Origin of the sequence: Streptomyces sp. NPDC051286 (genome assembly GCF_044455345.1) — a bacterium.
GTDB lineage: Bacteria > Actinomycetota > Actinomycetes > Streptomycetales > Streptomycetaceae > Streptomyces.
In genome coordinates this window covers 49,786-72,818 of sequence record NZ_JBITER010000018.1, presented here as the reverse complement: position 1 = coordinate 72,818, position 23,033 = coordinate 49,786, and the positions used below count along the sequence as shown (strand labels likewise).

Below are 23,033 nucleotides of genomic sequence, written 5' to 3'. Positions count from 1 at the left end.
CAGTTGACTGGCTGGGCGCCCCTTCGGCGTTCACCTGCCGCTACGCGGACTTCTCGTGCCGTCCGTCATCGCCCTTGCCGATCGTCCGCGGCTCGCGCGGGACCAGCGTCGGGTTGACGTTGTTGCGGACCACGTCCGCCGTGATGACGACGCGGGCCACGTCCTTGCGGGACGGCACCTCGTACATCACGGACTGGAGGACCTCTTCCATGATGGCGCGCAGACCACGCGCGCCGGTGCCGCGCAGGATCGCCTGGTCGGCGATGGCCTCCAGCGCCGGGCGGTCGAAGTCCAGCTCCACACCGTCGAGTTCGAAGAGGCGCTGATACTGCTTCACCAGCGCGTTGCGCGGCTCGACGAGGATCTGCAGCAGCGCCTCGCGGTCCAGGTTGTGGACCGACGTCAGCACGGGGAGACGGCCGATGAACTCGGGAATCATCCCGAATTTCACCAGGTCCTCCGGCATGACCTCCTGGAACTGGTCGCTCGCCTCGATCTCGCGCTTGGAACGGATCGTCGCGCCGAAGCCGATGCCCTTGGCGCCCGCCCGCGATTCGATGATCCGCTCCAGACCGGCGAAGGCACCGCCCACGATGAACAGCACGTTCGTCGTGTCGATCTGGATGAACTCCTGGTGCGGGTGCTTCCTGCCGCCCTGCGGCGGCACGGAGGCGGTGGTGCCCTCCAGGATCTTCAGCAACGCCTGCTGGACGCCCTCGCCGGAGACATCACGGGTGATCGACGGGTTCTCGCTCTTGCGGGCGACCTTGTCGATCTCGTCGATGTAGATGATCCCGGTCTCGGCCTTCTTGACGTCGTAGTCCGCGGCCTGGATCAGCTTCAGCAGGATGTTCTCGACGTCCTCGCCGACATAGCCGGCCTCCGTCAGCGCCGTCGCGTCGGCGATGGCGAACGGGACGTTGAGCATGCGGGCCAGCGTCTGCGCGAGGAGCGTCTTGCCGGAGCCCGTGGGGCCCAGCAGCAGGATGTTGGACTTGGCCAGCTCGATGCCGTCGTCCCGGCCCTGCGCGCCGCCGTTCTCGCCCGCCTGGACCCGCTTGTAGTGGTTGTACACAGCGACCGAGAGGGCCTTCTTCGCGGGTTCCTGACCGACGACGTACCCCTCGAGGAACTCGTAGATCTCGCGCGGCTTGGGGAGTTCCTCCCACCGCACCTCGGAGGTCTCCGCGAGCTCCTCCTCGATGATCTCGTTGCAGAGATCGATGCACTCGTCGCAGATGTACACACCGGGTCCCGCGATGAGCTTCTTCACCTGCTTCTGGCTCTTTCCGCAGAACGAGCACTTGAGCAGGTCGCCGCCATCACCGATGCGTGCCACGAGGTGCTTCCCCTTCGCCTGGGAGCAGCTTGGTTCAGCGGCTCCTGGTGCCTCTATCCGACGGTACCTTGCCTGGCCCCCCGTTCGGGCCCCCCTTGGCGCGGTTCACACGGCAGCGACCGTGTGAAACCACCGCACCAAGGGGCAAAGGCCGACGTCAGGCGGCCGCTCCGGCCGCGCTCTTGCGGGTCGACACGATCTGGTCGACGAGACCGTAGGCGAGGGCGTCCTCGGCGGTCAGGATCTTGTCGCGCTCGATGTCGTCGCGGATCTTCTCCAGCGGCGTGGTGGAGTGCTTGGCCAGCATCTCCTCCAGCTGGGTGCGCATCCGCAGAATCTCGTTGGCGGCGATCTCCAGATCGGAGAGCTGCTCGCGGCCGGTCTGCGAGGACGGCTGGTGGATCAGCACACGGGCGTTGGGGAGCGCCATGCGCTTGCCGGGCGTGCCGGCGGCGAGCAGGACCGCGGCGGCGGAGGCCGCCTGGCCCATGCAGACCGTCTGGATGTCCGGCTTCACGAACTGCATCGTGTCGTAGATCGCGGTGAGCGCGGTGAACGAGCCACCGGGGCTGTTGATGTAGATCGAGATGTCACGGTCCGGGTCCATCGACTCCAGGCACAGCAGCTGCGCCATGACGTCGTTGGCGGACGCGTCGTCGATCTGCACGCCGAGGAAGATCACGCGCTCCTCGAAGAGCTTCGCGTACGGGTCGTACTCCCGCACACCCTGCGAGGTGCGCTCCACGAAGCGCGGAACGATGTAGCGGTTGTCCACCTGCGGGCCGGTGTAGAGGCCGCTGGCGGAGGCGCCGGGGAGGCCGGGGTAGTTGCTCATGTCGGTGTTCACCATCCTGGTGGCGTTCTGAGGGCTGAGGGCTGTGGGCTGGGCGGGCAGAGGGGCTCAGGCCCCGGTGCCGCCGCCGCCCGGAACGCCCGATGCGGCGGAGATGATCTCGTCGATCAGCCCGTACTCCACGGCCTCCTCCGCCGTGTACCAGCGGTCGCGGTCGCCGTCGCGGATGATCGTCTCCACGGTCTGGCCGGAGTGACGGGCGGTGATCTCCGCCATCCGCTGCTTCGTACGGAGCAGGTACTGCGCCTGGATCTTGATGTCCGAGGCGGTACCGCCGATGCCGGCCGAACCCTGGTGCATGAGGATGTCCGTGTTCGGGAGCGCGAAGCGCTTGCCCGCAGTGCCACCGGTCAGCAGGAACTGGCCCATCGAGGCCGCCATGCCCATACCGATGGTGACCACGTCGTTCGGGATGTACTGCATGGTGTCGTAGACCGCCATGCCTGCCGTCACCGAGCCGCCGGGGCTGTTGATGTAGAGGTAGATGTCCTTGTCGGGTTCGGCGGCAAGGAGAAGCAGCTGTGCCGTGATCTTGTTGGCGATCTCATCGTCGACCTGCTGACCGAGGAAGATGATGCGCTCGCCGAGCAGTCGGCTGTAGACCTGGTCGCCGAGGCCACCACCGAGGGACGGCTCTCCGGCGACGTAAGGCATCAGATTCGTCACGTATCCACCTGCTCGTCTCTGACGGCTCCGGCCGTCTCAGCGTCTTCGTACCGGGCGGGCGGGGAGTCCCCTGCCCTTCCTATTCATGGACCCTAACGCGCAGGTAGGACAACGCCATCCCGCTTCCGCAACTGTTCGCTGGGAGCGCAAGCTGGGCAGTGCGCACAAGGGTTCCGCGGTACTGGGCGGGGATCTCGGGGCCGGCTGCACGGGACCCTGCCGCGAGACGACGACGGGCTCCGGACGCTCAGCGTCCGGAGCCCGTCGCACGGGTTCAGCGCGAGGCTCAGGCCTCGTTCTTCTCCTCGGCAGCGGCCTCGGTGGTGCCCTCGGCGGCCTCGACCGTCTCGATGGCCTCTTCGAGCTCCTCCTCGTCCTCCAGCTCGACGACCTCACCGTTGGTGTCGACGACCTTGGCGGCCTCGACGACCACAGCCAGCGCCTTGCCGCGGGCGACCTCGCCGACGAGCATCGGCACCTGGCCGCCCTCGACGACGGCCTGGGCGAACTGGTCGGGGCTCATGCCGGAAGAAGCGGCGCGCCGCATGAGGTGCTCGGTGAGCTCCTCCTGGTTGACGTTCAGCTTCTCCTTGTTGACGAGCTCGTCAAGGATGAACTGGGTCTTGATGCCCTTGATGGCCTGCTCGGAGGTCTCGGCGTCGAACTCCTCGACCGTCTTGCCCTGGATCTCCAGGTACTTCTCCAGGGTCAGACCCATCTGGCCGAGCTGGTGGTGCTCCAGGTTGTGCTTGCGGGTCTGGACCTCGTCCGCGAGCAGCTTCTCGGGGATCGGGACCTCGGCGAGCTTCAGCAGCTCCTCGAGGACGCGCTCCTGGGCCTGGGTGGCCTGGTCGTACTGCTTGGTGTTCTCCAGGCGCGTACGGCTGTCCGCCTTGAGCTCGTCGAGCGTGTCGAACTCGCTCGCCATCTGGGCGAACTCGTCGTCCAGCTCCGGGAGCTCACGGGCGGCGACCGCGGTGACCTTGACGGTGACCTCGGCCTCCTTGCCCTCGGCCGAGCCGCCCTTCAGCTCGGAGGTGAAGGTGGCCTCGCCACCCGCCTCCAGGCCCGTGACAGCAGCGTCGATGCCGTCGAGGAGCTCGCCGGAACCGATGGTGTACGAAACACCCTCGGCCACGCCGTCCTCCAGGACCTCGCCGTCGACCTTGGCCTGCAGGTCGATCGTGACGACGTCGCCCTCGGCGGCGGCGCGCTCGACCGGGTTGGTGGAGGCGAAGCGCTCGCGGAGCTGCTCCACGGCCTTCTCGACCTCTTCGTCGGTGACCTCGAGGGCGTCCACGGTGACCTCGATGCCGGAGTAGTCCGGGATCTCGATCACGGGGCGCACGTCGACCTCGGCGGTGAAGGCCAGCAGCTCGCCGTCCTTCAGCTCGGTGATGTCGACCTCGGGCTGGCCCAGGACGTTGAGCTCACCCTCGTTGACAGCCTCGGTGTAGAACTTCGGGAGGGCGTCGTTGACGGCCTCCTCCAGCACAGCACCACGGCCGAACCGCTGGTCGATGACCCGGTTGGGGATCTTGCCCTTACGGAAGCCCTTCACCGTGACCTGCTGGTTGATCTTCTTGTACGCCGCGTCGAGGCTGTCCTTGAGCTCCTCGAAGGGCACCTCGATGCTGAGCCGAACCCGAGTCGGGTTCAGGGTCTCCACGGCGCTCTTCACGGTTCGGTCTCCTTGGTGGCTGACTTCTTGGGGTTCTGCTCGGCCACCGGACAGCGGCTCCGCGGATCGAGCCCGGTACATCAGACACACGGGCACGCATTTTGCATAGTAACGGCACGGGGGATGACTCCCACAATGCGATCTTGCTGGTGGTCGGGGTGGCCGGATTCGAACCGACGACCTTCCGCTCCCAAAGCGGACGCGCTACCAAGCTGCGCCACACCCCGTCGGTGCGACACGTAGGGTACATGCCGAGAGGCGGTGCACAGACCGCTTTTCGGGGGCGGCGCGGAACGCGGCACCCCGTGCCACCACCATGGGTGCGCAGACCCTCCGCGACCCGCTACGATGCTCTTCGTGCCGCGGTCCTCGTGACCTGCGGTGCGGTGCTTGCGGGCGTAGCTCAATGGTAGAGCCCTAGTCTTCCAAACTAGCTACGCGGGTTCGATTCCCGTCGCCCGCTCCATGCCACTCAGGGCCAGGCCGGAGGACATCCTCCGACCTGGCCCTGATGCGTTCGTCGGCCCGCCCCACAGGGCCGGCCGACGGTGCGTCAGAAGGAGATGTTGCTGATCGTCTCCGCTATCGAGTTCATGAACCTTTGAATCGACGGCGCCATGCCGGTCGATGCCAGGAAGAAGCCGAAGAGCACCGCGACGACCGCGGGTCCGGCCTTGATGGAGCCGCTGCGGATCAGGACCACCAGGATGATCGCCAACATCAGCACCACAGACAGTGAAATGGCCACGACTGATCACACCCTTGGTCGGTCCGCCTTGCCGGCCCGGAGGAGCACATCCCGGCGCTCCTCCGTTACGCCCATCGTGCCATCAACTCCCCCGCGGTTGCTGCCAGGTGACGCATCACACTGTCCGGATCTCGCCATCCTCACGCCCCGCGTGCGCGCGGGGCGCACCACCCTTCCGGCACGCCTGCCCACGCTCCACCGGAACCATCCCGGGGCGGCGCAGGGGCCGTTCGGGACCCGGATCAAACAGCGTGCGACTGCGATGATTTCCATATCCACACACATCATTCACATGCATTTCATCGACCTCGATGCGACGAAATTCACTCCCTTCAACCGCCTGGCGATATGCACCTTTCAAGGCGGATCAATCAGGTCATAGCGGGCATTTTTCGATGGTTTCACTTTCGAATGAGCGGGAACGCGCGATATCCGATAGCCGTTTTACGCATTGCATTCGAGGCGCCTAAGGTGTTTGAGATGTTCCACGCTCCGAACGTATTTCAGAGGGACTCGATCTCCCCGGCGACCCGGGAGTCGGACCCCAGACCGGACGGAGGCAGGATCACCACCGCGACAGCCCCCGCACCGGTGGCGAACAAGCCTCCTGCGGCCGAGCCCGCGAAGCGGCGCGACGCCTACTTCGACAACGTCAAATACCTGGCGATCGTGCTGGTCGCCGTGGCGCACTCATGGGAACCCGTGATGGACGGGAGCCGGACCACCCGTGCGCTGTACATGGTCGCGTACACCTTTCACATGCCGGCCTTCATCATCGTCTCCGGCTATTTCTCCCGCTCGTTCGACCTGAGCGCCAAGAAGGTGAAACGCCTGGTCACCGGTGTCGCCGTGCCTTATGTGGTGTTCGAGACGGCGTACTCGCTCTTCAAGCGGTACGCGGGCGACTCGCCGGACCATGCGATCAGCCTGCTCGACCCCTGGTATCTCACCTGGTTCCTGTGCGCGCTGTTCATCTGGCGGCTCACCACGCCCCTGTGGCAGGCGCTGCGCCATCCGCTGCCCGTCGCGCTCGTCATCGCCGTACTCGCCTCGTTCTCCCCCACGATCGGCGACGGCCTCGATCTCCAGCGGGTCCTGCAGTTCCTGCCGTTCTTCGTGCTCGGTCTCCAACTGAAGCCCGAACACTTCCAGTTGGTGCACCGGCGCAAGGTGCGACTACTGGCGCTGCCGCTGTTCGCCGGGGCCGTCGTGTTCGCGTACTGGGCGGCGCCACGGATGCAGTTGGGCTGGTTCTACCGCAACAGCAGTGTGCAGGAGATGGGCGCTCCGTGGTGGTCGGGTGCGGTGATGACGCTGGCGATGTTCGGCTGTGCGCTGCTGCTCACCGCCGGGTTCCTGGCCTGGGTGCCGCGCCGCCGCATGTGGTTCACGGGGCTGGGCGCCGGAACGATCTGCGGCTATCTGCTGCACGGGTTCCTGATCAAGGGCGCCGGCTTCGCCGGGGTGTTCGACCGGTACGCGTGGCTCTCCGAGCCGGGCGGCCTGGTCCTCGTCTCCCTGGCCGCGGCCGCCGCGGTGACGCTGATGTGTACGCCACCCGTACGGCGGGTGCTGCGTTTCGCCACCGAACCGGACATGGACTGGGCCTTCCGGCAGCACGCCACCAGGCTCTGAGTGGATTCAGTCGCCCGCGGTGTTGGCCGGATCCGGACGGTCGGCGGGCGGTGCGACGGCGGTGAGCCCGAGCAGCGCGCGTACCTGCGCATATTTCGCGGTCAGCCGGGTACGCGTCGCCGGGTCCAGTACCGCAAGGCGGTCCGGATCGGCGTTGTGCGCGAGGTCGGACTCCTTGATCAGCAGAGTGCCTGGGGTGGCGAGGATGCGCCGGGTGTACGCGGCGAGGTCCTCGCCGTCCCGTTTGGTGACGGCGAGGACCATGTCCTTGACCTGTTGCGGCAGGGCCGCGCGGGCCAGCCACTCCTCGGACAGCACCTCGTCCTCGACGGCGTCGTGCAGCCAGGCCGCCGCGATCTGTTCGTCGGTGCCGCCCCTGACCCGTACGCCCTCCGCGACGGCGGCGAGGTGTTCGGCGTACGGGCGTCCGGCCTTGTCCTTCTGATCCGCGTGGGCCGTACGGGCGATCGCCTCGACTTCGGCCAGGGTCGGATTGCTGCGGGATGCGGGCATGGGCCGACTCTACGGACGTGCGGCTGTCCGGCGCAGGGCGGCACGGGCCGGCAGCGTGACCGCGGCGAGGCCGAGGCCGACGGTCGCGGCGACGAACGACCCGTACAGCGCCGGTGGAATGTACGGGGCTTCGCCGGTCAGGCCCTTCATCATCGGATTGAGCGTGGCCAGCGCGATGCCCGTACCGATCGCGATTCCGGCCACCGTGACGAGCAGCGCCTCCCAGCGGATCATGTCCATGACCTGGCGGCGGGTGGAACCGACAAGGCGGAGCATGTCGAGTTCGCGGCGGCGGTCGAGGACGGTCATGACCAGCGTGTTGACGGCGGCGACGGCGGCGAATCCGCTGAGAACCGCGGCCATGACGGTGTTGGCCCAGGCGTTGAGCTCACGGTCCTGGCTCCGTGCGGCGGCGTAGCCGGACGCGTCGGTGACGGTGCCGAGCGCGGTGAGCTTCCGCGCGGCGGCCGGGGTGGACCGTACGAGGACGTCGGAGGCGTACGGCGAGGTGACATGGGTCCGCAGGTCGGCTTCGGGCAGGGTGACGAGCGAGACACCGAGGCCGCGGCCGTAGACGGCGACGATCCGCGGGGATGCTCCCGTGCCGTCCGGCAGCCGCAGCACGAGCCGGTCGCCCGTGGCGACATGCGCCGATTCGGCGAGTGTGGTGTCGATGGCGACCGTGCCGGGGCGCAGTCGGGTGAGCGATCCCGTACGGACGTCGAGGTCCTGGACCTCGGTGAGGTCGTGGCCCGATCCGATGACGCCCTGGGCGGACGCGTTCTGCAGCCACCGGTCGCCGCCGCTGCCCACGGGGACCAGGACGGAGGCGCGGAGCAGTCCGACGGCCGTGGAGACGCCGGGCGTGGCGGCGGCGCGGGCGGTCGCGTCGGAGGCGAGCCCCGTCGGGGCGGAGACGATGTGGTCGGCGGTGATGCCGTCGCGCTGCTGGTGTGCGATCACGCGTTCCTCGCTGGTGTGCATGAAGACGAGGGTCGAGGCGAAGGCCATGGCGAGCACGATCGGGGTGATCGCGGAGGCCAGCCGACGTGAGTTCGTAAGGGAGTTGGCGGCGGCCAGCGAACCGGATGCCCCTGTGGCACGCAGCGGGACACCGAGGACGGCGGCGCAGAGGCGGGCGAGCAGCGGGCCGAGCAGTCCGACCGCGAGCATGAAGAGCATGACGACGCCGAGCGCGGCGTTGGCCGCGTCCTCGCCGGTCTCTGAGGCGGCGAAGCCCGCGAAGAGCGCACCGCCGATGAGGGCGGCGATGCCGAGCGGTGTACGGATCCAGCCGAACGGGGCGCGTTCCACAGCGGACTGGGCGAGGGCGAGGCCCGGCTTGATCTTCGAGGGGCGGCGGGCGGCGGCGTATCCGGCGCACAGCGCGGTGACCATGGTGGTGGCCGTGGCGACGGTGAGCGGCAGCCAGGAGATGTGCAGGACGACGGCGTCCGGGACGGCGCCCTTCGCCCGGAGTTGGCCGAACCACCAGTGGGCCAGGGCGATTCCGGGCAGGCAGCCGACGGCTCCGGCGAGTGGAGCTACCAGCAGGGACTCGGTGGCAATGGTGCGGCGCAGTTGGCGCGGGGTGGCGCCGATGGCGCGCAGCAGGGCGAATTCGCGGCTGCGCTGGCCGACGGAGAGGGCGACGGTACCCGCTGCGGTGAACACGGCGACCATGGTGGCGACCCCTCCGAAGGAGCCGCCGATTCCGGTGAGGAGCTCCTTGGCTCCGGCCAGCCCGGTGTCCTCTGCGGCGCCGCGGTCGTCGCCGGTGTGCACCCGGGCGGCTGCGGTGCGGCCGACGGCCCGGGTGACCTGGTCGGCGAGGGTGGCGGTGGGGGTGCCGGGGGCGGCGAGCACGGCGATGGCGTCGACGCGGCCGGGGTGTCCGGAGAGGGCGACGGCCTGCTGATCGGTGAACCAGGCAGTGCCTGCCGCGGCGTCGGTCGTGCCCGAGATGCGGAAGTCCCGTACGCCTGCCGGGGTGTCCAGGGCGATGCGGTCTCCGACGCGGCCCTTGGCGCCGGTGGGAACGACGACGTCGCCGGCTTCCGGTGCGTCGCCGGTGAGCAGCCGTGTCCCGGTGAGGACGGCGGATCCCCAGCCATGTGCGGTCAAGGGTGTGCGGTCCAGGTGTACGCGGAAGGTGACGTCGCCGATCGCGGTTGCCGCGCCCGGAACCGCGGCGGCCTTCCGTACCAGGGCTTCGGGCAGCCGTGCGGTGTCCGGGAGCGGGGTCGTCCCGTCGGATGCGTCCTCGCCACTGCCGGTCCGCAGATGCGCCTGCTGGTCCGCGGCGACGAGCACCGGCGCCTTCGCATAGCGCTCGGCTGGTACGGAGGCACGGATTCCGGTCTCCAGGAAAATGCCGCAGGCGGAGACGATCGCCGATGCCATCAGGAGCGCGACGAAGGTCCCCACGAACGAGGAGGGCTTGAAGCGGACGGCCGCGCGCGCGAGACCGTTCGGGAGGTGCGGAGCGAACATCAGGCTGCTGCTCCCACGTGGGCGGGGGCCGTCAGTGCGGTCATCCGGGCGGCGATCTGCTCGGCGCGGGCACGCGGCAGGCTGTCCGCGATCGAACCGTCGGCGAGGAACAGCACACGGTCGGCGTAGGCGGCGGCCGCGGGGTCGTGGGTGACCATCACGACGGTCGCGCCGAGGCTGTCCACCGCGTGTCGCAGCAGGCCGAGGATCTCGGCCGCGGTCGTGGTGTCGAGCGCGCCGGTCGGTTCGTCGGCGAAGACCACGTCGGGGCGGGTGACCAGGGCACGGGCGATGGCGACGCGCTGCTGCTGACCGCCGGAGAGCTGGCCGGGGCGGCGGTTCCCCTTGTCGCCGAGCCCGACCCGGCCGAGCATCTCGGCGGCTTCTTGGCGGCTGCGGGCGGATCCGGTGCGCCGGCCGGCGAGCCTCATCGGCAGGACGACGTTCTGCTCGACGGTCAGCGACGGGAGCAGGTTGAACGCCTGGAAGACGAAGCCGAGGCGGGTACGGCGCAGCTCGGTGAGCTTGTTCTCGCTCATGCCGGTGATCTCGGTGCCGCCGAGGCGTACGGAGCCCTCGGTGGGGCGGTCGAGCCCGGCCGCGCACTGCAGGAAGGTCGACTTGCCGGAGCCGGAGGGGCCCATCACGGCGGTGAACGTGGCGCGCGGCAGGGCGAGGTCGATGCCACGCAGGGCGTGGACGGCGGATGCGCCGCGCCCGTACTGCCGCCGGACACCGCGCAGTTCGACGGCCATGTCCGAGGAGCCGTGCCCCTCATCGGTGTGCGCCGTGTGCTGCCCGTCCTGCGCGCCCTGCCTGGTGCGTCGCAGTCCCATGGTGTCCCGCCTTCCGTAGCCCTTCGCGAGCGGGTGTCGCTCGGTGCCTTTGAACCTACGGATCACGGGTGGGCCAAAACCATGGCGGCTGCTGGCGGATCGGGGGTGGGGCAAACCCCACCAGGGCTCTGGCCGGTGCCGGCCGCCGCCGCGGTGACGCTCGCCATGAACGTGTTCGACGGGATGGCCACCGCCACGGTGTACGCCTTCGGCCCGAGGGCCACGGCGAGCATCTCCACCACGCTGCCGGCCCGCGGCGAGTTCGCGCTCATCCTCGCCACGGTGGCCGCAGGCGCGGGGCTGGACGAACGGCTCTCCCCGTTCGTCGCCGGCTGTGTCCTGGTCCTCGCCGTCCTCGCACCACTGGCCGCCGGGCGGTCCCACTGGCCGGCCCGGTCCTGCCAGGGCCCTGAGCGGGTCAGCCGCTCTCCGGGTGCGGGCCATCGCGTCCCGCACCCGGAGAGCGGCCGTGCCCCACATTCGGGTGACGGGTCGACTTCCCTTGACGGAAGCCCGGTTCGGGGCGGTGGCAAACGGTTCAGTGGCGGCGGGACAGGAGCAGCAGCGCCCGGTCGTCGTTGACATCCTTCGCACACGCCTCGATCAGATGCCAGGCCGCGCCCTCGAAGCCGGTGAGGACATAGCGGTCCGCCTCGCCGGTCAGCCGGTCGATACCCTCCGTGATGTCCCGCTCGGACGTCTCCACCAAACCGTCCGTGAACAGCATCAGGACGTCACCGGGGGCCAGCGAGCCCTTCACCGCGTCGAACTGCGCCCCGTCGTACACGCCGAGCAGCGGGCCCTCCGCGGCCATCTCCTCCCAGTGGCCGCTTCCCGCGTGCAGCTGCACGGCGGGCGGGTGGCCCGCGGAGAGGAGCTCGTAGTCACCCGATTCCAGGTCCAGCACCAGGTGGATCGAGGTGGCGAAGCCCTCGTCCCAGTCCTGGCGGAGCAGATAGCCATTGGCCGCGGGCAGGAAGCCGTGCGGTGGCAGTGAGCCGAGGAGACCGCCGAAGGCACCGGACAGCAGCAGGGCGCGGGAACCCGCGTCCATGCCCTTGCCGGACACATCGGTGAGGACGACCTCCAGGGTGCGGCCGCCGTTGGTGCGGGCCGCGACGACGAAGTCGCCGGAGAACGACTGGCCCCCCGCGGGGCGCAGCGCCATCTCCCGGTGCCAGCCCTGCGGCAGGCGTGGCAGGGCGCTCTGCACCCGGATACGTTCGCGCAGGTCGAAGAGCATGGTGCCGCCGCGTCGCCAGGGGACTCCGACCCTGGCCCGGAACTGGGCGAGGATCAGACCGAAGAAGCCGCAGGCCGCGACGACCAGGACGGTGCCCGGGGTGACCCGGGCCGAACCCTGTCCGTACGGGCCGAGCGCGATGGACTCCACGATCAGCGCCGCGGCAGCGGTCGCGTACAGCCCCAGCAGACTGGCCGGCCGCAGCAGCAGACCGCCCGCGACGATCGGCAGCACGAGCGCGGCCGGGGCGCACCACACCGCGTTCAGCAGCGTGCCGCAGGTGATCGCCGGGACGGTGAGCAGCAGCCCGGCCAGAGCGATCCAGTCGGAGCCGTCGCCACGGAAGTAGTCGACCCCGGATTTGCGCAGCGCTATGCGTGCCCGGTGCGCCGATTTCCGCAATCGGGCCGGGTACGAGTCTGCTCTTGCGCGACGGGCCATTGCTCGGACCTTATCCACCCGGGCGCCTCCGGTGCAGGGGGACCCCTGTGACAATGTGTTCGAAAACGGGTCGCCCGTCTGCCGTACCCCTGGTAGGCATGGCATATGACTACTGAGTTGCGGGTGCTGCGTCCGTCCGAATGGAACGAGTGGTTCGAGAGTCTGGAACTCGCCTTCGGCGGTGTCGCCGAGTCCCCGGAGGAACGCGAACTCTGGAACGCGCTGACCGAGCACGAGCGGTCGATCGGCATCTGGGACGGCTCGGACGTGGTCGGTACGGCGGGTGCGTTCAGCTTCCGGCTGCCCGTACCGGGCGGGGCGCTGGTGCCTGCGGCAGGGGTGACGATGGTGAGCGTCGCGGCCACGCACCGCAGGCGCGGACTGCTGACCTCGATGATGCGGCGCCAGCTCGACGACGTGCGGGCCCTGGGTGAACCGCTCGCCGTGCTGGCGGCTTCGGAGCCCGCGATCTACGGCCGGTTCGGGTACGGGGCGGCCACGAAGCAGATGTCGCTGGAGATCGACACGGACCGGGTGGGGCTGACGGTGCCGGACGGCACGGACGGGATCCGCCTGCGGTACGCGAAGCCGGACGAGGCGCTCGCCACGATCGACGGCGTGTACGAGCAACTGCTGGCAGGGCGGCCGGGCGCACCGGCGCGCGGTCCCGGCTGGGAGCGGCAGGCGGTGCTCGCCCCGGGGGGTGCGCGGCAGGGGGCGTCGCCGCTCCAGTGCGTGCTGGCGGAACGGGACAGTGGGGTGGTCGGGTATGCGACCTTCCGCAACAAGCCGGCCTGGGATGGTGGGGTCCCCAGGGGCCGGATCGTGGTGGAGGAAGTGTCGGGCCTCGACCCGGCGGCGTACGCGGCGCTCTGGCGGTTCCTCTTCGGGATCGACCTGACGTCGACGGTCGAGGCACGGAACCGGCCGGCCGACGATGCCCTCCTGCATCTCGTCTCGGACGTCCGGCGGTGCAACATCAAGGTGCGCGACGGGCTGTACGTACGGCTGGTGGAACTGGGCGCGGCGCTGGAGGCGCGGGCGTACCGGGCGCCGGTGGACGTGGTGTTCGAGGTGACGGACGCGTTCTGCCCCTGGAACGAGGGGCGTTGGCGGCTGACGGCCGACGCGAAGGGCGGAGCGTCGTGCAAGCGGACGGACGACCCCGCGGATCTGGCGCTTTCGGTGCGGGAGCTGGGGGCGGCGTACCTGGGCGGCACATCGGTGATCTCGCTGGCGCGGGCGGGCCGGGTACGGGAGTTGCGGGCGGGAGCGGTCGACGAGGCCTCGCTGGCGTTCTCCTCGGCGGTGGAGCCGTGGCTGCCGCGGGGGTTCTAGGGCGTGTGTGCCCCGTGAGGAGTGTCGTCCGGTGCGTGCGATGCAAGGCGGCCGGAAGCCCTGATAGCTCCGCTACAAGGGCTTGTGGCCAACGCCGCGAGCGGGCGTGCCGGGCGGCGCGACGGGGCAGAGCTTGCCGGGACAGGCACTGGCTAGTGCGGCTGGCAGGCGGGGCACCAGAAGAGGTTGCGGGCTGCCAGGTCCGCCGTGCGGACCTCCGTACCGCAGATGTGGCACGGCTGGTGCGTCCGGCGGTACACGTACACCTCGCCCCCGTGGTCGTCCACCCGCGGCGCGCGGCCCATCGCCTCGGGAAGGTGCTCGGGGCGGACCGTGTCGATGCGGTTGTTCCGCACACCCTCGCGCATCAGCATCACCAGGTCGTCCCACATCGCGTCCCACTCCGCACGGGTGAGGTCCTTGCCCGGCCGGTACGGGTCGATGCCGTGGCGGAAGAGGACCTCGGCGCGGTAGACGTTGCCGACGCCGGCGATGACCTTCTGGTCCATCAGCAGGGCGGCGACGGTGATGCGGCTGCGCGAGATCCGCTGCCAGGCGCGTTCGCCGTCCTCGTCGGTCCGTAGCGGGTCCGGGCCCAGCCGGTCGTGTATCGCGCGCTTCTCGGGTTCCGTGATCAGGGCACAGGTGGTCGGACCGCGCAGATCCGCGTGGTGTTCGTCGTTGGCCAGGCGCAGGCGGACCGTGTCAGTGGGCGGCGGTACCGGTGCCGTACCGAAGTGGAGCTTGCCGAACAGTCCCAGGTGGATGTGGACCCAGCCGAAGTCCTCGAAACCGAGGAACAGGTGCTTGCCGTGCGCGTCGACGCCGGTGAACGCACGGCCGTCGAGGAGCGCCGCGCTGTCCGAGAACCGGCCCTGCGGGCTGCTCACCCGCACCGGCCCGCCCACGAACCGGTCGCGATAGTCCGCGGCCAGGCGGTGGATCGTGTGTCCCTCGGGCACGGCGGTGGTTCTCCTCGGTCGGGTCGGGACATGGCTGTGCCGCCGGGCGGGCCGGCGGCACAGGGGATGTGGGGCGGTCAGCCCTGCTGCGGGTGGTGGGCGGGGATCGGGGGAAGCTCGCCCGTCGTCTCGTACGCCGTCAGCATCTCAATGCGACGGGTGTGACGCTCCTCACCGGAGTACGGCGTAGCGAGGAAGATCTCGACGAACTTCGTCGACTCCTCCACCGTGTGCATCCGGCCACCGATGGCCACCACGTTGGCGTTGTTGTGCTCGCGGCCGAGCGCGGCGGTCTGCTCGCTCCAGGCGAGTGCGGCGCGTACGCCCTTCACCTTGTTGGCGGCGATCTGCTCACCGTTGCCGGAGCCGCCGATCACGATGCCGAGGCTGCCCGCGTCCGCGGCCGTCCTCTCGGCGGCGCGAAGGCAGAACGGCGGGTAGTCGTCCTGGGCGTCGTAGATGTGGGGGCCACAGTCGACGGCTTCGTGGCCCTGGGCCGTGAGCCACTCGACGAGGTGGTTCTTGAGTTCGAAGCCGGCATGGTCGGAGCCGAGGTACACGCGCATGTTCCGAGTGTGGCATGCGCGGCGCCGGGTAGCCGTCATCGGGGTCGGGACCCTCCGGGCCGGGCTGAGAGCCTGTCGCGCGGGGTGTGTGGGCAATCCCACTCGAGTCAATCCGGAATAAGGGGTTCCGCTCCGAGGTTCCACAGGCTTCAATGCTGAGACTCTGCCGCCGCACCACCGTGCAGCGGCACAACCACGGAACTGAGTGATCCAAAAAATAAGGATTCGATCCATGACGCAGACGACTCTGGCAGGGCCGGGCCACCAGCCCGGCGAGCCGGACCAGGCGGACAAGCCGGGCTCCTCCGACGGGCTCCAGGCCGGTCTCAAGAACCGGCACCTCTCGATGATCGCCATCGGCGGGGTGATCGGCGCCGGCCTCTTCGTAGGCTCCGGCGCAGGTATCGCCGCCGCGGGACCCGCCATCCTGCTGTCGTACGCGCTGGTCGGCCTCATGGTCGTCTTCGTGATGCGCATGCTCGGCGAAATGGCCGCGGCCCGTCCGAGCTCGGGCTCCTTCTCCGCATACGCCGACCAGGCCCTCGGCCGCTGGGCCGGCTTCTCGATCGGCTGGCTGTACTGGTTCTTCTGGGTCGTGGTGCTCGCCGTCGAAGCCACGGCGGGTGCCAAGATCCTGGAGGGCTGGGTGCCGGGCGTCCCGCAGTGGGCGTGGGCGCTGATCGTGATGGTGGTGCTCACCGCGACGAACCTGGTCTCGGTCTCTTCGTACGGGGAGTTCGAGTTCTGGTTCGCCGGGATCAAGGTCGTGGCGATCGGCGCGTTCGTCGTCGTCGGACTGCTCGCCGTCTTCGGGGTGCTGCCCGGTTCGGACAACCCCGGCGCGGGGCTCGCGCATCTCACGGACACCGGCGGGTTCTTCCCCAAGGGGCCGGGCGCCATTCTCACCGGTGTGCTGATGGTCGTCTTCTCGTTCATGGGCAGCGAGATCGTGACGCTGGCGGCCGGCGAGTCGGAGAACCCGCAGCGCGCCGTCCAGAAGGCCACCAACAGCGTGATCTGGCGGATCGCCGTCTTCTACCTGGGCTCGATCTTCGTCGTGCTGACGCTGCTGCCGTGGAACGACCCGTCGATCCTCAAGGACGGCAGCTATGTCGCCGCACTGAACTCGATCGGTATCCCGCACGCCGGCCAGGTGATGGACGTCATCGTGCTCACGGCCGTGCTGTCCTGCCTCAACTCCGGCCTCTACACGGCCTCGCGGATGGCGTTCTCGCTCGGCGGCCGCGGTGACGCGCCGAAGGCGTTCGCCCGGACGAACAAGCGGGGCGTGCCGCAGGCGGCCATCCTGTCCTCCGTCGTCTTCGGCTTCGTCGCCGTGTTCTTCAACTACCAGTGGCCGGACACCGTCTTCCAGTTCCTGCTGAACTCGTCCGGTGCGGTCGCCCTGTTCGTCTGGCTGGTCATCTGCTTCACCCAGCTGCGCATGCGGGGCATCATCCTGCGCGAGTCGCCGGAGAAGCTGGTCGTACGGATGTGGCTCTTCCCGTATCTGACCTGGGCGACCATCGCGATGATCTCGTTCGTGCTGGTCTACATGCTGACCGACGACAGCGGCCGTGAGCAGGTGCTGCTCTCGCTGCTCGTCGCGGCGATCGTGGTGGGGATCTCGCTCGTACGTGAGGTCCGGCAGCGCAGGAGCGGAGCGGTCACGGCGGACGCGACCGCCGACGCCTGACCGAGCCCGTCGCTGCCTGACGGCCGATGTCAGGTATACCGGGGAGGCTCTCTCCCACCGGATGTCACCGGGCGAACGGAGAGCCTCCCCAGGAACGACCAGGTGCCCGCCCGGTTCACCTTCCGCCCCGGCGACCCCGGATGCACGGAGGAACCGGCCGGCTTCCCGACCGGTTTCACGCTCCGGCCCGGACCTCGTCGGCGCCACCAGTGCCGACGAGGTCCGGGCCGCCGTCGTGTACGCCGCCGCCCGCGGACGGCCTGTCGCCGTCCGGGCCACCGGGCATGGTCTGGCCGACGCCGCCGACGGCGGGGTGCTGATCAGTACGCGCCGGATGGACGACGTACGCGTCGACGCCGCCGGGACCGCCCGGATCGGGGCGGGGAGCGCTGGGGCCAGGGCGTCGAGGCCGCCGCCGCGCACGGCCTCGCCGGCGCTGAACGGCTCCGCGCCCGGCGTCGGCGCCGTCTCGTACCCGCTGGGCAGCGGACTCGGAGTGCTGGGCCGTACGTTCGGGTACACCGGCGGCGGGGACCGTACCGGGGGATTCCACGACGAGCGGACGCGGAAGAGGCCCGCCGGTGTGTGTCGCAGTACGACCCGGCGAGCCTCTTCGGAGGGGCTGGCGAAAGCGCCCAATCAGCCGCGGCGGCCGACGAGCTTCCAGGCGGCGGGCAGCGCGCCCATCGCCAGGGCCGCCTTCAGCGCGTCACCGAGCAGGAACGGCACCAGGCCCGCCGCGATCGCGGCGCTCGCCGACATCCCCGTGGAGAGCGCCAGGTACGGGACACCGACCGCGTAGATGATCGCGGAGCCGAGCACCATCGTGCCCGCCGTGCGCAGCACCGAGCGGTCGCCGCCGCGGCGGGCGAGGCCGCCGACCACGGTGGCGGCGAGCAGCATGCCGAGGATGTAACCGAACGAGGCACCGCCCGCGCCGGAGCTGCCGCCCGCGAACCACGGCATGCCCGCCATGCCAACGAGCGCGTACACGGCCAGGGAGAGGAAGCCACGACGGGCGCCGAGGGCAGTGCCGACGAGGAGCGCGGCGAAGGTCTGGCCGGTGACGGGGACCGGGGAGCCGGGGACCGGGACGGCTATCTGGGCCGCGATGCCGGTGAGCGCGGCGCCGCCGACCACCAGAGCCGTGTCGACGGCGTAGCGGTGCCGGGCTGCGGGCAGCAGGTCGGCGAGGACCGCTCCGGTACGGACGGGGGCGGCGGCAGCAGTGCTCATCGGGACTCCGCGATGGTGAGGGCAGGTGGGGACAGACTGAGGCTGACGTTAGCCCACGGGTGAAAGCTCGATCACCATCAGCCACCCACAAAGCGTCGCTTGACGGCTTGGTGGGGTTCACACAAAGGCCGGTGAGCAATCACACGGCGGCGTGATGCTTGTCACTGAGGTGAGGGCGGGGAGGGGGCTGTCCGCCGGGCGAGGCCCTGCAACGTGAGACTGTAGATTCCCCATAAGAGGGTCCTCCCCCCAGCTACCGGACCCGTTGAATGATCCGAGAGTGATCCGCACCCCCATGCATGACGCCCCTCCCCCCACGGAGCCCAGGCAGCCGGAACCGCTGGCGCACGGGCTGAAACAGCGCCATCTGACGATGCTCGGACTGGGCGGGGTGATCGGCGCCGGGCTCTTCGTGGGTTCGGGCGCCGGGATCGCCGTCGCGGGCCCGGCCATCGTCGTGTCGTATCTGATCGCGGGCGGCCTCGCGATGCTGGTGATGCGGATGCTCGGCGAGATGTCGGCCGCGATACCCGCCTCCGGTTCGTTCTCCGTCCATGCGGAGCGGGCGCTCGGCCGGTGGGCCGGGTTCAGTGTGGGCTGGCTCTACTGGTTCCTGCTGGTGATCGTCCTCGCCGTGGAGGCGACCGCTGCCGCGACGATCGCCCACGGCTGGGTGCCGGCCGTGGCCCAGTGGGCCTGGGTACTGGTGTTCATGGTGGTGTTCACCGTCGCCAATCTGACCGCGGTGAAGAACTTCGGCGAGTTCGAGTTCTGGTTCGCCGCGCTCAAGGTCGCCGCGATCGTGATCTTCCTCGTGCTCGGGCTGCTGGCCATTTTCGGTCTGCTCCCGGACACGGATCCGGTAGGACTGACCAACCTGACCGGCCAGGGCGGTTTCCTGCCGAACGGCTGGGCCGGGGTCGTGTCCGGTGTCCTGACCGTCGTCTTCGCGTTCGGCGGACTGGAGGTCCTGACGATCGCGGCGGCCGAGACCGACGATCCGGCGCGCGCGGTGGGACGCGCCGTGCGCAGCGCGGTCGTGCGCATCCTCTTCTTCTACGTCGGGTCGATGCTGGTGATCGTGACGGTGCTGCCGTGGACCGCGCAGCAGGCCGGTCTGAGCCCGTACGTCAAGGTCCTGGACGCGATCGGGGTGCCGTCGGCCGGGCAGATCATGAACATCGTGGTGTTCGTGGCGCTGCTCTCCGCACTGAACGCCAATCTCTACGGCTCGTCCCGGATGATCTTCTCGCTGGCCGAGCGCGGCGAGGGGCCGCGCGGGCTGCTCAAGGTGTCGGGCGGCCGAGGCGGCGAGGGCGGGGTGCCACGGCGGGCGGTGCTCGCCTCGGTCGCCTTCGGCTTCGTCTCCGTACTCCTCAATCTGAAGTGGCCCGACTCCGTCTTCCTCTATCTGCTCAACTCGGTGGGCGCGGTGCTGCTGTTCGTATGGGGGCTGATCGCCGCGTCCCAACTGCGGCTGCGCCGCCGTATCGAACGGGAGGCGCCCGAGGCCCTGACGCTGCGGATGTGGTTCTTCCCCTGGCTGACCTGGCTGACCCTGGTCGCGCTGGGGGCCGTGCTCGTGCTGATGCTGACCGATGACGTGGCGCGGCCGCAGGTGCTGTGGTCGACGGGGGCGACCTGCCTGATGCTGCTCGTGGCGCTGGCGCGGGAGGTGCGGGACCGGCGCCGGGGCTGACGGGACCGAGCCGTCGCGGGTGCGTGCGCGCGTGTGCACCATGGGTGAGCCCGGTGCCCGTATAGCGGACAGCTGTTCCCTCTGAGCGGGGGGCGCGGACAGACTGTTGGCCTCGTCCACCGTCTCAGCTACCGAACAGAGGGCGTCCATGTCTCGGACCTCCGCGTCTCCCCCCACCGCCGGCTCCGACGTCTCCGCGGCCCCGGTCGACTCCGCCCTCACCCATGGACTCAAGCAGCGCCATCTGTCGATGATCGCCCTCGGCGGCGTCATCGGTGCCGGGCTGTTCGTCGGCTCCGGCGCCGGTATCGCCTCCGCCGGGCCCTCGATCGTCCTCGCCTACGCCATCTCCGGACTGCTGGTCATGTTCGTGATGCGCATGCTCGGCGAGATGTCCGCCGCCAATCCGGCATCCGGCTCGTTCTCCGTCCATGCGGAACGGGCGATCGGACCATGGGCCGGGTTCACCGCCGGGTGGGCGTTCTGGGTGCTGCTCTGTGTCGCCGTCGGTCTTGAGGGGATCGGCGCCGCGAAGATCGTCACCGGCTGGCTGCCCGGCACCCCGGAGTGGGCCTGGGTCGCGCTGTTCATGGCGGTCTTCCTCGGCACGAACCTGGCCGCCGTGAAGAACTTCGGCGAGTTCGAGTTCTGGTTCGCCGCGCTCAAGGTCGCCGCGATCACGCTCTTCCTGGTGCTGGGTGTGCTGGCGATCCTCGGCGTGCTGCCCGGCACGGACGCCCCCGGCCTTGCCAATCTCACCGGCGATGGCGGGTTCCTGCCGAACGGCTCCAACGGCTTCATCATCGGGCTGCTGGCCTCGGTCTTCGCGTACGGCGGTCTGGAGACGGTCACCATCGCAGCGGCCGAGTCCGAGAACCCGGTACAGGGCGTCGCGAAGGCGGTACGGACGGCGATGTGGCGGATCGCGCTGTTCTACGTCGGTTCGATGACGGTCATCGTCACGCTCGTGCCGTGGGACGACCCGAAGGTCGCCACGGTCGGCCCGTTCTACGCGACCCTCGACCACCTCGGCATCAGCGGCGCCGCGGAGATCATGAATGTGGTCATCCTGGTCGCGCTGCTCTCCGCGATGAACGCGAACATCTACGGCGCCTCGCGCATGGCCTGCTCACTGGTCGCCCGCGGCCAGGGCCCGCAGCGGCTCGGCAGGGTCACCTCCGGCGTGCCCCGCAACGCGGTTCTCGTGTCGTCCGTCTTCGGTTTCCTCTGTGTGCTGCTCAGCTACTGGCGGCCGGACGATGTCTTCCCCTGGCTGCTCAACATGATCGGCGCGGTGATCCTGGTCGTCTGGATCTTCATCGCGGCCTCGCAGCTGGTGCTGCGTACCCGGCTGGAGCGCGAGGCACCCGAGAAGCTGGTGGTACGGATGTGGCTGTTCCCGGTGGGGACGGTGCTGGCGCTGCTGGCCATGGCCGGCATCTTCCTGCTGATGCTGGGCCGGCCCGAAACGCGTGACCAGCTGCTGGCGACCGGTCTGCTGACCGCCGTACTCATCGTGATCGGTGTCGTACGACAGCGGCGGGCCGCGGCCGTCACGGGCTGACGTCCGGTGCGCACGGCACATTGAGGGAGAGCAGCGCGCCACCCTCCTCCCCCAGCCGCACCTCGCTCACCGCCGCGTTCCGCAGCTGCGGAAAGACGCGGCGGTAGGCGCCGAGCGGGATCGACAGCAGTTCGCACAGCACCAGCCGCAGCAGCGTGTTGTGCGCGACGACGAGGACCCGCTGCCCCGGATGGCCGGCCGCGATCCGGCGCAGCGCCATCGTTCCCCGGGCCGCCGCCACGCGCGGGTCCTCGGCCCCGGGGAAGGCGTTGATCACCGGGTCGGCCCGGAACGCCTCCGCCCGTTCCGGGTCCTCGGCGGCGAACTCGGCGAGAGTGCGCCCCTCCACCGTCCCGAAGTCGCACTCGCGCAGATCGGGTGCGCGTCCGGGTACGAGGTCGAGCGCCCAGCAGGCGGGTTGGGCGGTCTCGATGGCACGGGTGAGGGTCGACGTCCAGATCGCGTCGACCCGGTGCCGCAACGCCCACTGCGCCAACTGTTCGGCTTGGCGGCGCCCCTCGTCGGTGAGGGCTACGTCACTGACCCCGGCGTAGCGGTGCTCGGCATGCCACACGGTCTGTCCGTGCCGGGCGAGGAACAAGGTGGTCGGGCTGGTGGTCATCGGCTCTCCGTTCGGGACCGGGCGCGGGTGGCGAGCGCTCCGGACAGCCGGCCCCGCCGTTCCAGTTCGTCCACCAGCTTGAGGTACGGCTCCGTGTGGCGGGCAGTGCGCGCCGTATCGAGGCGCAGGACCTGCCGGATTCCGGCCATGTGGCCCGCGGGTCGCATCCCCGCACCGCACCCCCCCTTCCTCCTGCTAGCCTTCATTTGCACATAGGTTGCAATAACAACAGGAAAGCAGCTGGAGGGTCCGCCCCATGGCCACGTACACGCTCCCGGAACTCCCGTACGACTACGCGGCGCTCGAACCGGTCATCAACCCGCAGATCATCGAGCTCCACCACGACAAGCACCACGCCGCCTACGTCAAGGGCGCCAACGACACTCTGGAGCAGCTGGAGGAGGCGCGCGCCAAGGAGGCCTGGGGAGCGATCAACGGCCTGCAGAAGAACCTGGCGTTCCACCTCTCCGGCCACATCCTGCACTCGATCTACTGGCACAACATGAGCGGTGACGGCGGCGGCGAGCCCCTCGCGGCGGACGGTGTCGGTGACCTCGCGGATGCGATCACGGAGTCGTTCGGGTCGTTCGTCGGCTTCAAGTCCCAGCTGACGAAGGCTTCGGCCACCACGCAGGGCTCCGGCTGGGGCGTCCTCGCGTACGAGCCGCTGAGCGGAAAGCTGATCGTCGAGCAGGTCTACGACCACCAGGGCAATGTCGGCCAGGGCTCTGTCCCGATCCTGGTCTTCGACGCCTGGGAGCACGCCTTCTACCTGCAGTACAAGAACCAGAAGGTCGACTTCATCGAGGCCATGTGGCGTGTCGTCAACTGGCAGGACGTGGCGAAGCGGTACGCGGCCGCCAAGGAGCGCGCCGACGTGCTGCTGCTCGCCCCCTGACGGA

General features: G+C 69.6%; 20 protein-coding genes, 2 tRNA genes and 2 pseudogenes. 9 read left to right on the top strand and 15 right to left on the bottom strand.

Going from position 1 to position 23,033, the window contains the following annotated elements:
- Window positions 1-40: 40 nt before the first annotated feature.
- The 5 genes from clpX to ACIBB8_RS19800 all read right to left on the bottom strand — a co-directional run bounded on the left by clpX (window position 41) and on the right by ACIBB8_RS19800 (window position 4,766).
- Window positions 41-1,339, bottom strand: a complete 1,299-nt coding sequence (clpX, locus tag ACIBB8_RS19820) for an ATP-dependent Clp protease ATP-binding subunit ClpX (RefSeq protein WP_366694942.1) — start codon at window positions 1,337-1,339, stop codon at window positions 41-43.
- A gap of 157 nt (window positions 1,340-1,496) precedes the next feature.
- On the bottom strand, window positions 1,497-2,189 hold the full coding sequence (locus ACIBB8_RS19815) for an ATP-dependent Clp protease proteolytic subunit (RefSeq protein ID WP_358859026.1): 693 nt from the start codon (window positions 2,187-2,189) through the stop codon (window positions 1,497-1,499).
- Between the two features lie 51 nt (window positions 2,190-2,240).
- Complete coding sequence (locus tag ACIBB8_RS19810; protein ID WP_398953916.1) at window positions 2,241-2,846, bottom strand: ATP-dependent Clp protease proteolytic subunit; 606 nt, start codon at window positions 2,844-2,846, stop codon at window positions 2,241-2,243.
- 298 nt (window positions 2,847-3,144) lie between these two features.
- On the bottom strand, window positions 3,145-4,539 hold the full coding sequence (tig, locus tag ACIBB8_RS19805; protein ID WP_366694943.1) for a trigger factor: 1,395 nt from the start codon (window positions 4,537-4,539) through the stop codon (window positions 3,145-3,147).
- A 150-nt stretch (window positions 4,540-4,689) separates the two neighbouring features.
- Window positions 4,690-4,766 (bottom strand) — tRNA-Pro (locus ACIBB8_RS19800).
- A gap of 165 nt (window positions 4,767-4,931) precedes the next feature.
- On the opposite strand from ACIBB8_RS19800, the gene ACIBB8_RS19795 reads away from it, so the two are divergent.
- A tRNA-Gly gene (locus ACIBB8_RS19795) sits at window positions 4,932-5,005 on the top strand.
- Window positions 5,006-5,092: 87 nt separating this feature from the next.
- Here the strand turns inward: ACIBB8_RS19795 and ACIBB8_RS19790 are convergent.
- A complete protein-coding gene (locus ACIBB8_RS19790) occupies window positions 5,093-5,287 on the bottom strand; it encodes a hypothetical protein (RefSeq protein ID WP_398953780.1) in 195 nt (64 codons plus the stop codon).
- A gap of 480 nt (window positions 5,288-5,767) precedes the next feature.
- On the opposite strand from ACIBB8_RS19790, the gene ACIBB8_RS19785 reads away from it, so the two are divergent.
- Window positions 5,768-6,922, top strand: coding sequence for an acyltransferase family protein (locus ACIBB8_RS19785; RefSeq protein ID WP_398953778.1), 1,155 nt, complete (start codon window positions 5,768-5,770; stop codon window positions 6,920-6,922).
- A 6-nt stretch (window positions 6,923-6,928) separates the two neighbouring features.
- On the opposite strand, the gene ACIBB8_RS19780 is transcribed toward ACIBB8_RS19785, so the two are convergent.
- Genes ACIBB8_RS19780 through ACIBB8_RS19770 form a run of 3 tightly spaced genes read right to left on the bottom strand, consistent with a single transcriptional unit; the run spans window position 6,929 to window position 10,764 of the window.
- The gene (locus ACIBB8_RS19780; RefSeq protein WP_398953776.1) at window positions 6,929-7,435 is read right to left on the bottom strand and encodes an HD domain-containing protein; all 507 of its coding nucleotides are present in this window, start codon (window positions 7,433-7,435) and stop codon (window positions 6,929-6,931) included.
- Between the two features lie 9 nt (window positions 7,436-7,444).
- Window positions 7,445-9,928 (bottom strand): FtsX-like permease family protein, encoded by a 2,484-nt coding sequence (locus ACIBB8_RS19775; RefSeq protein WP_398953773.1) that lies wholly within the window; start codon window positions 9,926-9,928, stop codon window positions 7,445-7,447.
- Window positions 9,928-10,764: an ABC transporter ATP-binding protein gene (locus tag ACIBB8_RS19770; protein ID WP_398953770.1), complete on the bottom strand. Its 837-nt coding sequence runs from the start codon at window positions 10,762-10,764 to the stop codon at window positions 9,928-9,930. Before ACIBB8_RS19770 ends, ACIBB8_RS19775 begins: the two co-directional genes overlap by 1 nt.
- Before the next feature lie 108 nt (window positions 10,765-10,872).
- Here ACIBB8_RS19770 and ACIBB8_RS19765 point away from each other — a divergent pair.
- Window positions 10,873-11,346 (top strand): annotated as a pseudogene (locus tag ACIBB8_RS19765) (hypothetical protein); the annotation flags it as partial.
- On the opposite strand, the gene ACIBB8_RS19760 reads toward ACIBB8_RS19765, so the two are convergent.
- On the bottom strand, window positions 11,303-12,448 hold the full coding sequence (locus ACIBB8_RS19760) for a PP2C family protein-serine/threonine phosphatase (RefSeq protein ID WP_398953767.1): 1,146 nt from the start codon (window positions 12,446-12,448) through the stop codon (window positions 11,303-11,305). The pseudogene ACIBB8_RS19765 and the gene ACIBB8_RS19760 overlap by 44 nt on opposite strands.
- A 105-nt stretch (window positions 12,449-12,553) precedes the next feature.
- On the opposite strand from ACIBB8_RS19760, the gene ACIBB8_RS19755 reads away from it, so the two are divergent.
- On the top strand, window positions 12,554-13,786 hold the full coding sequence (locus ACIBB8_RS19755) for a GNAT family N-acetyltransferase (RefSeq protein WP_398953765.1): 1,233 nt from the start codon (window positions 12,554-12,556) through the stop codon (window positions 13,784-13,786).
- A gap of 152 nt (window positions 13,787-13,938) precedes the next feature.
- Here the strand turns inward: ACIBB8_RS19755 and ACIBB8_RS19750 are convergent, their stop codons facing one another.
- Both ACIBB8_RS19750 and ACIBB8_RS19745 read right to left on the bottom strand, forming a co-directional pair.
- Complete coding sequence (locus tag ACIBB8_RS19750; RefSeq protein ID WP_398953763.1) at window positions 13,939-14,748, bottom strand: Fpg/Nei family DNA glycosylase; 810 nt, start codon at window positions 14,746-14,748, stop codon at window positions 13,939-13,941.
- Between the two features lie 77 nt (window positions 14,749-14,825).
- On the bottom strand, window positions 14,826-15,314 hold the full coding sequence (locus ACIBB8_RS19745) for a ribose-5-phosphate isomerase (RefSeq protein WP_366692298.1): 489 nt from the start codon (window positions 15,312-15,314) through the stop codon (window positions 14,826-14,828).
- Between the two features lie 232 nt (window positions 15,315-15,546).
- On the opposite strand from ACIBB8_RS19745, the gene ACIBB8_RS19740 reads away from it, so the two are divergent.
- Both ACIBB8_RS19740 and ACIBB8_RS19735 read left to right on the top strand, forming a co-directional pair.
- On the top strand, window positions 15,547-17,010 hold the full coding sequence (locus ACIBB8_RS19740) for an amino acid permease (RefSeq protein ID WP_398953759.1): 1,464 nt from the start codon (window positions 15,547-15,549) through the stop codon (window positions 17,008-17,010).
- Window positions 17,011-17,071: 61 nt separating this feature from the next.
- Window positions 17,072-17,359: pseudogene (locus ACIBB8_RS19735) on the top strand (FAD-binding protein); the annotation flags it as partial.
- Between the two features lie 290 nt (window positions 17,360-17,649).
- On the opposite strand, the gene ACIBB8_RS19730 reads toward ACIBB8_RS19735, so the two are convergent.
- Complete coding sequence (locus tag ACIBB8_RS19730; RefSeq protein ID WP_398953757.1) at window positions 17,650-18,246, bottom strand: biotin transporter BioY; 597 nt, start codon at window positions 18,244-18,246, stop codon at window positions 17,650-17,652.
- Window positions 18,247-18,541: 295 nt separating this feature from the next.
- Between ACIBB8_RS19730 and ACIBB8_RS19725 the strand changes: the two genes are divergently transcribed.
- Window positions 18,542-19,945, top strand: coding sequence for an amino acid permease (locus tag ACIBB8_RS19725; RefSeq protein WP_398953914.1), 1,404 nt, complete (start codon window positions 18,542-18,544; stop codon window positions 19,943-19,945).
- A gap of 148 nt (window positions 19,946-20,093) precedes the next feature.
- Window positions 20,094-21,509, top strand: a complete 1,416-nt coding sequence (locus tag ACIBB8_RS19720) for an amino acid permease (protein ID WP_398953755.1) — start codon at window positions 20,094-20,096, stop codon at window positions 21,507-21,509.
- On the opposite strand, the gene ACIBB8_RS19715 is transcribed toward ACIBB8_RS19720, so the two are convergent.
- Together ACIBB8_RS19715 and ACIBB8_RS19710 are read right to left on the bottom strand one after the other, a co-directional pair.
- Entirely contained in the window at window positions 21,499-22,131 is a 633-nt protein-coding gene (locus ACIBB8_RS19715) for a histidine phosphatase family protein (RefSeq protein ID WP_398953753.1), read from the bottom strand. The genes ACIBB8_RS19720 and ACIBB8_RS19715 overlap by 11 nt on opposite strands.
- Window positions 22,128-22,298: a hypothetical protein gene (locus ACIBB8_RS19710; protein ID WP_398953751.1), complete on the bottom strand. Its 171-nt coding sequence runs from the start codon at window positions 22,296-22,298 to the stop codon at window positions 22,128-22,130. The genes ACIBB8_RS19715 and ACIBB8_RS19710 overlap by 4 nt, the downstream gene beginning before the upstream one ends.
- A gap of 89 nt (window positions 22,299-22,387) precedes the next feature.
- Here ACIBB8_RS19710 and ACIBB8_RS19705 point away from each other — a divergent pair, with 89 nt between their 5' ends.
- Window positions 22,388-23,029, top strand: a complete 642-nt coding sequence (locus ACIBB8_RS19705; RefSeq protein ID WP_398953749.1) for a superoxide dismutase — start codon at window positions 22,388-22,390, stop codon at window positions 23,027-23,029.
- Window positions 23,030-23,033 lie beyond the last annotated feature (4 nt).

Bases quoted from the DNA above. Each gene is read 5' to 3' on its own strand.
- ACIBB8_RS19815 (WP_358859026.1), bottom strand. From the start codon at position 2,189: ATGGTGAACACCGACATGAGCAACTACCCCGGCCTCCCCGGCGCCTCC.
- ACIBB8_RS19810 (WP_398953916.1), bottom strand. From the start codon at position 2,846: ATGCCTTACGTCGCCGGAGAGCCGTCCCTCGGTGGTGGCCTCGGCGAC.
- ACIBB8_RS19785 (WP_398953778.1), top strand. From the start codon at position 5,768: ATGTTCCACGCTCCGAACGTATTTCAGAGGGACTCGATCTCCCCGGCG.
- ACIBB8_RS19780 (WP_398953776.1), bottom strand. From the start codon at position 7,435: ATGCCCGCATCCCGCAGCAATCCGACCCTGGCCGAAGTCGAGGCGATC.
- ACIBB8_RS19775 (WP_398953773.1), bottom strand. From the start codon at position 9,928: ATGTTCGCTCCGCACCTCCCGAACGGTCTCGCGCGCGCGGCCGTCCGC.
- ACIBB8_RS19770 (WP_398953770.1), bottom strand. From the start codon at position 10,764: ATGGGACTGCGACGCACCAGGCAGGGCGCGCAGGACGGGCAGCACACG.
- ACIBB8_RS19760 (WP_398953767.1), bottom strand. From the start codon at position 12,448: ATGGCCCGTCGCGCAAGAGCAGACTCGTACCCGGCCCGATTGCGGAAA.
- ACIBB8_RS19755 (WP_398953765.1), top strand. From the start codon at position 12,554: ATGACTACTGAGTTGCGGGTGCTGCGTCCGTCCGAATGGAACGAGTGG.
- ACIBB8_RS19745 (WP_366692298.1), bottom strand. From the start codon at position 15,314: ATGCGCGTGTACCTCGGCTCCGACCATGCCGGCTTCGAACTCAAGAAC.
- ACIBB8_RS19740 (WP_398953759.1), top strand. From the start codon at position 15,547: ATGACGCAGACGACTCTGGCAGGGCCGGGCCACCAGCCCGGCGAGCCG.
- ACIBB8_RS19730 (WP_398953757.1), bottom strand. From the start codon at position 18,246: ATGAGCACTGCTGCCGCCGCCCCCGTCCGTACCGGAGCGGTCCTCGCC.
- ACIBB8_RS19725 (WP_398953914.1), top strand. From the start codon at position 18,542: ATGCATGACGCCCCTCCCCCCACGGAGCCCAGGCAGCCGGAACCGCTG.
- ACIBB8_RS19720 (WP_398953755.1), top strand. From the start codon at position 20,094: ATGTCTCGGACCTCCGCGTCTCCCCCCACCGCCGGCTCCGACGTCTCC.
- ACIBB8_RS19715 (WP_398953753.1), bottom strand. From the start codon at position 22,131: ATGACCACCAGCCCGACCACCTTGTTCCTCGCCCGGCACGGACAGACC.
- ACIBB8_RS19710 (WP_398953751.1), bottom strand. From the start codon at position 22,298: ATGCGACCCGCGGGCCACATGGCCGGAATCCGGCAGGTCCTGCGCCTC.
- ACIBB8_RS19705 (WP_398953749.1), top strand. From the start codon at position 22,388: ATGGCCACGTACACGCTCCCGGAACTCCCGTACGACTACGCGGCGCTC.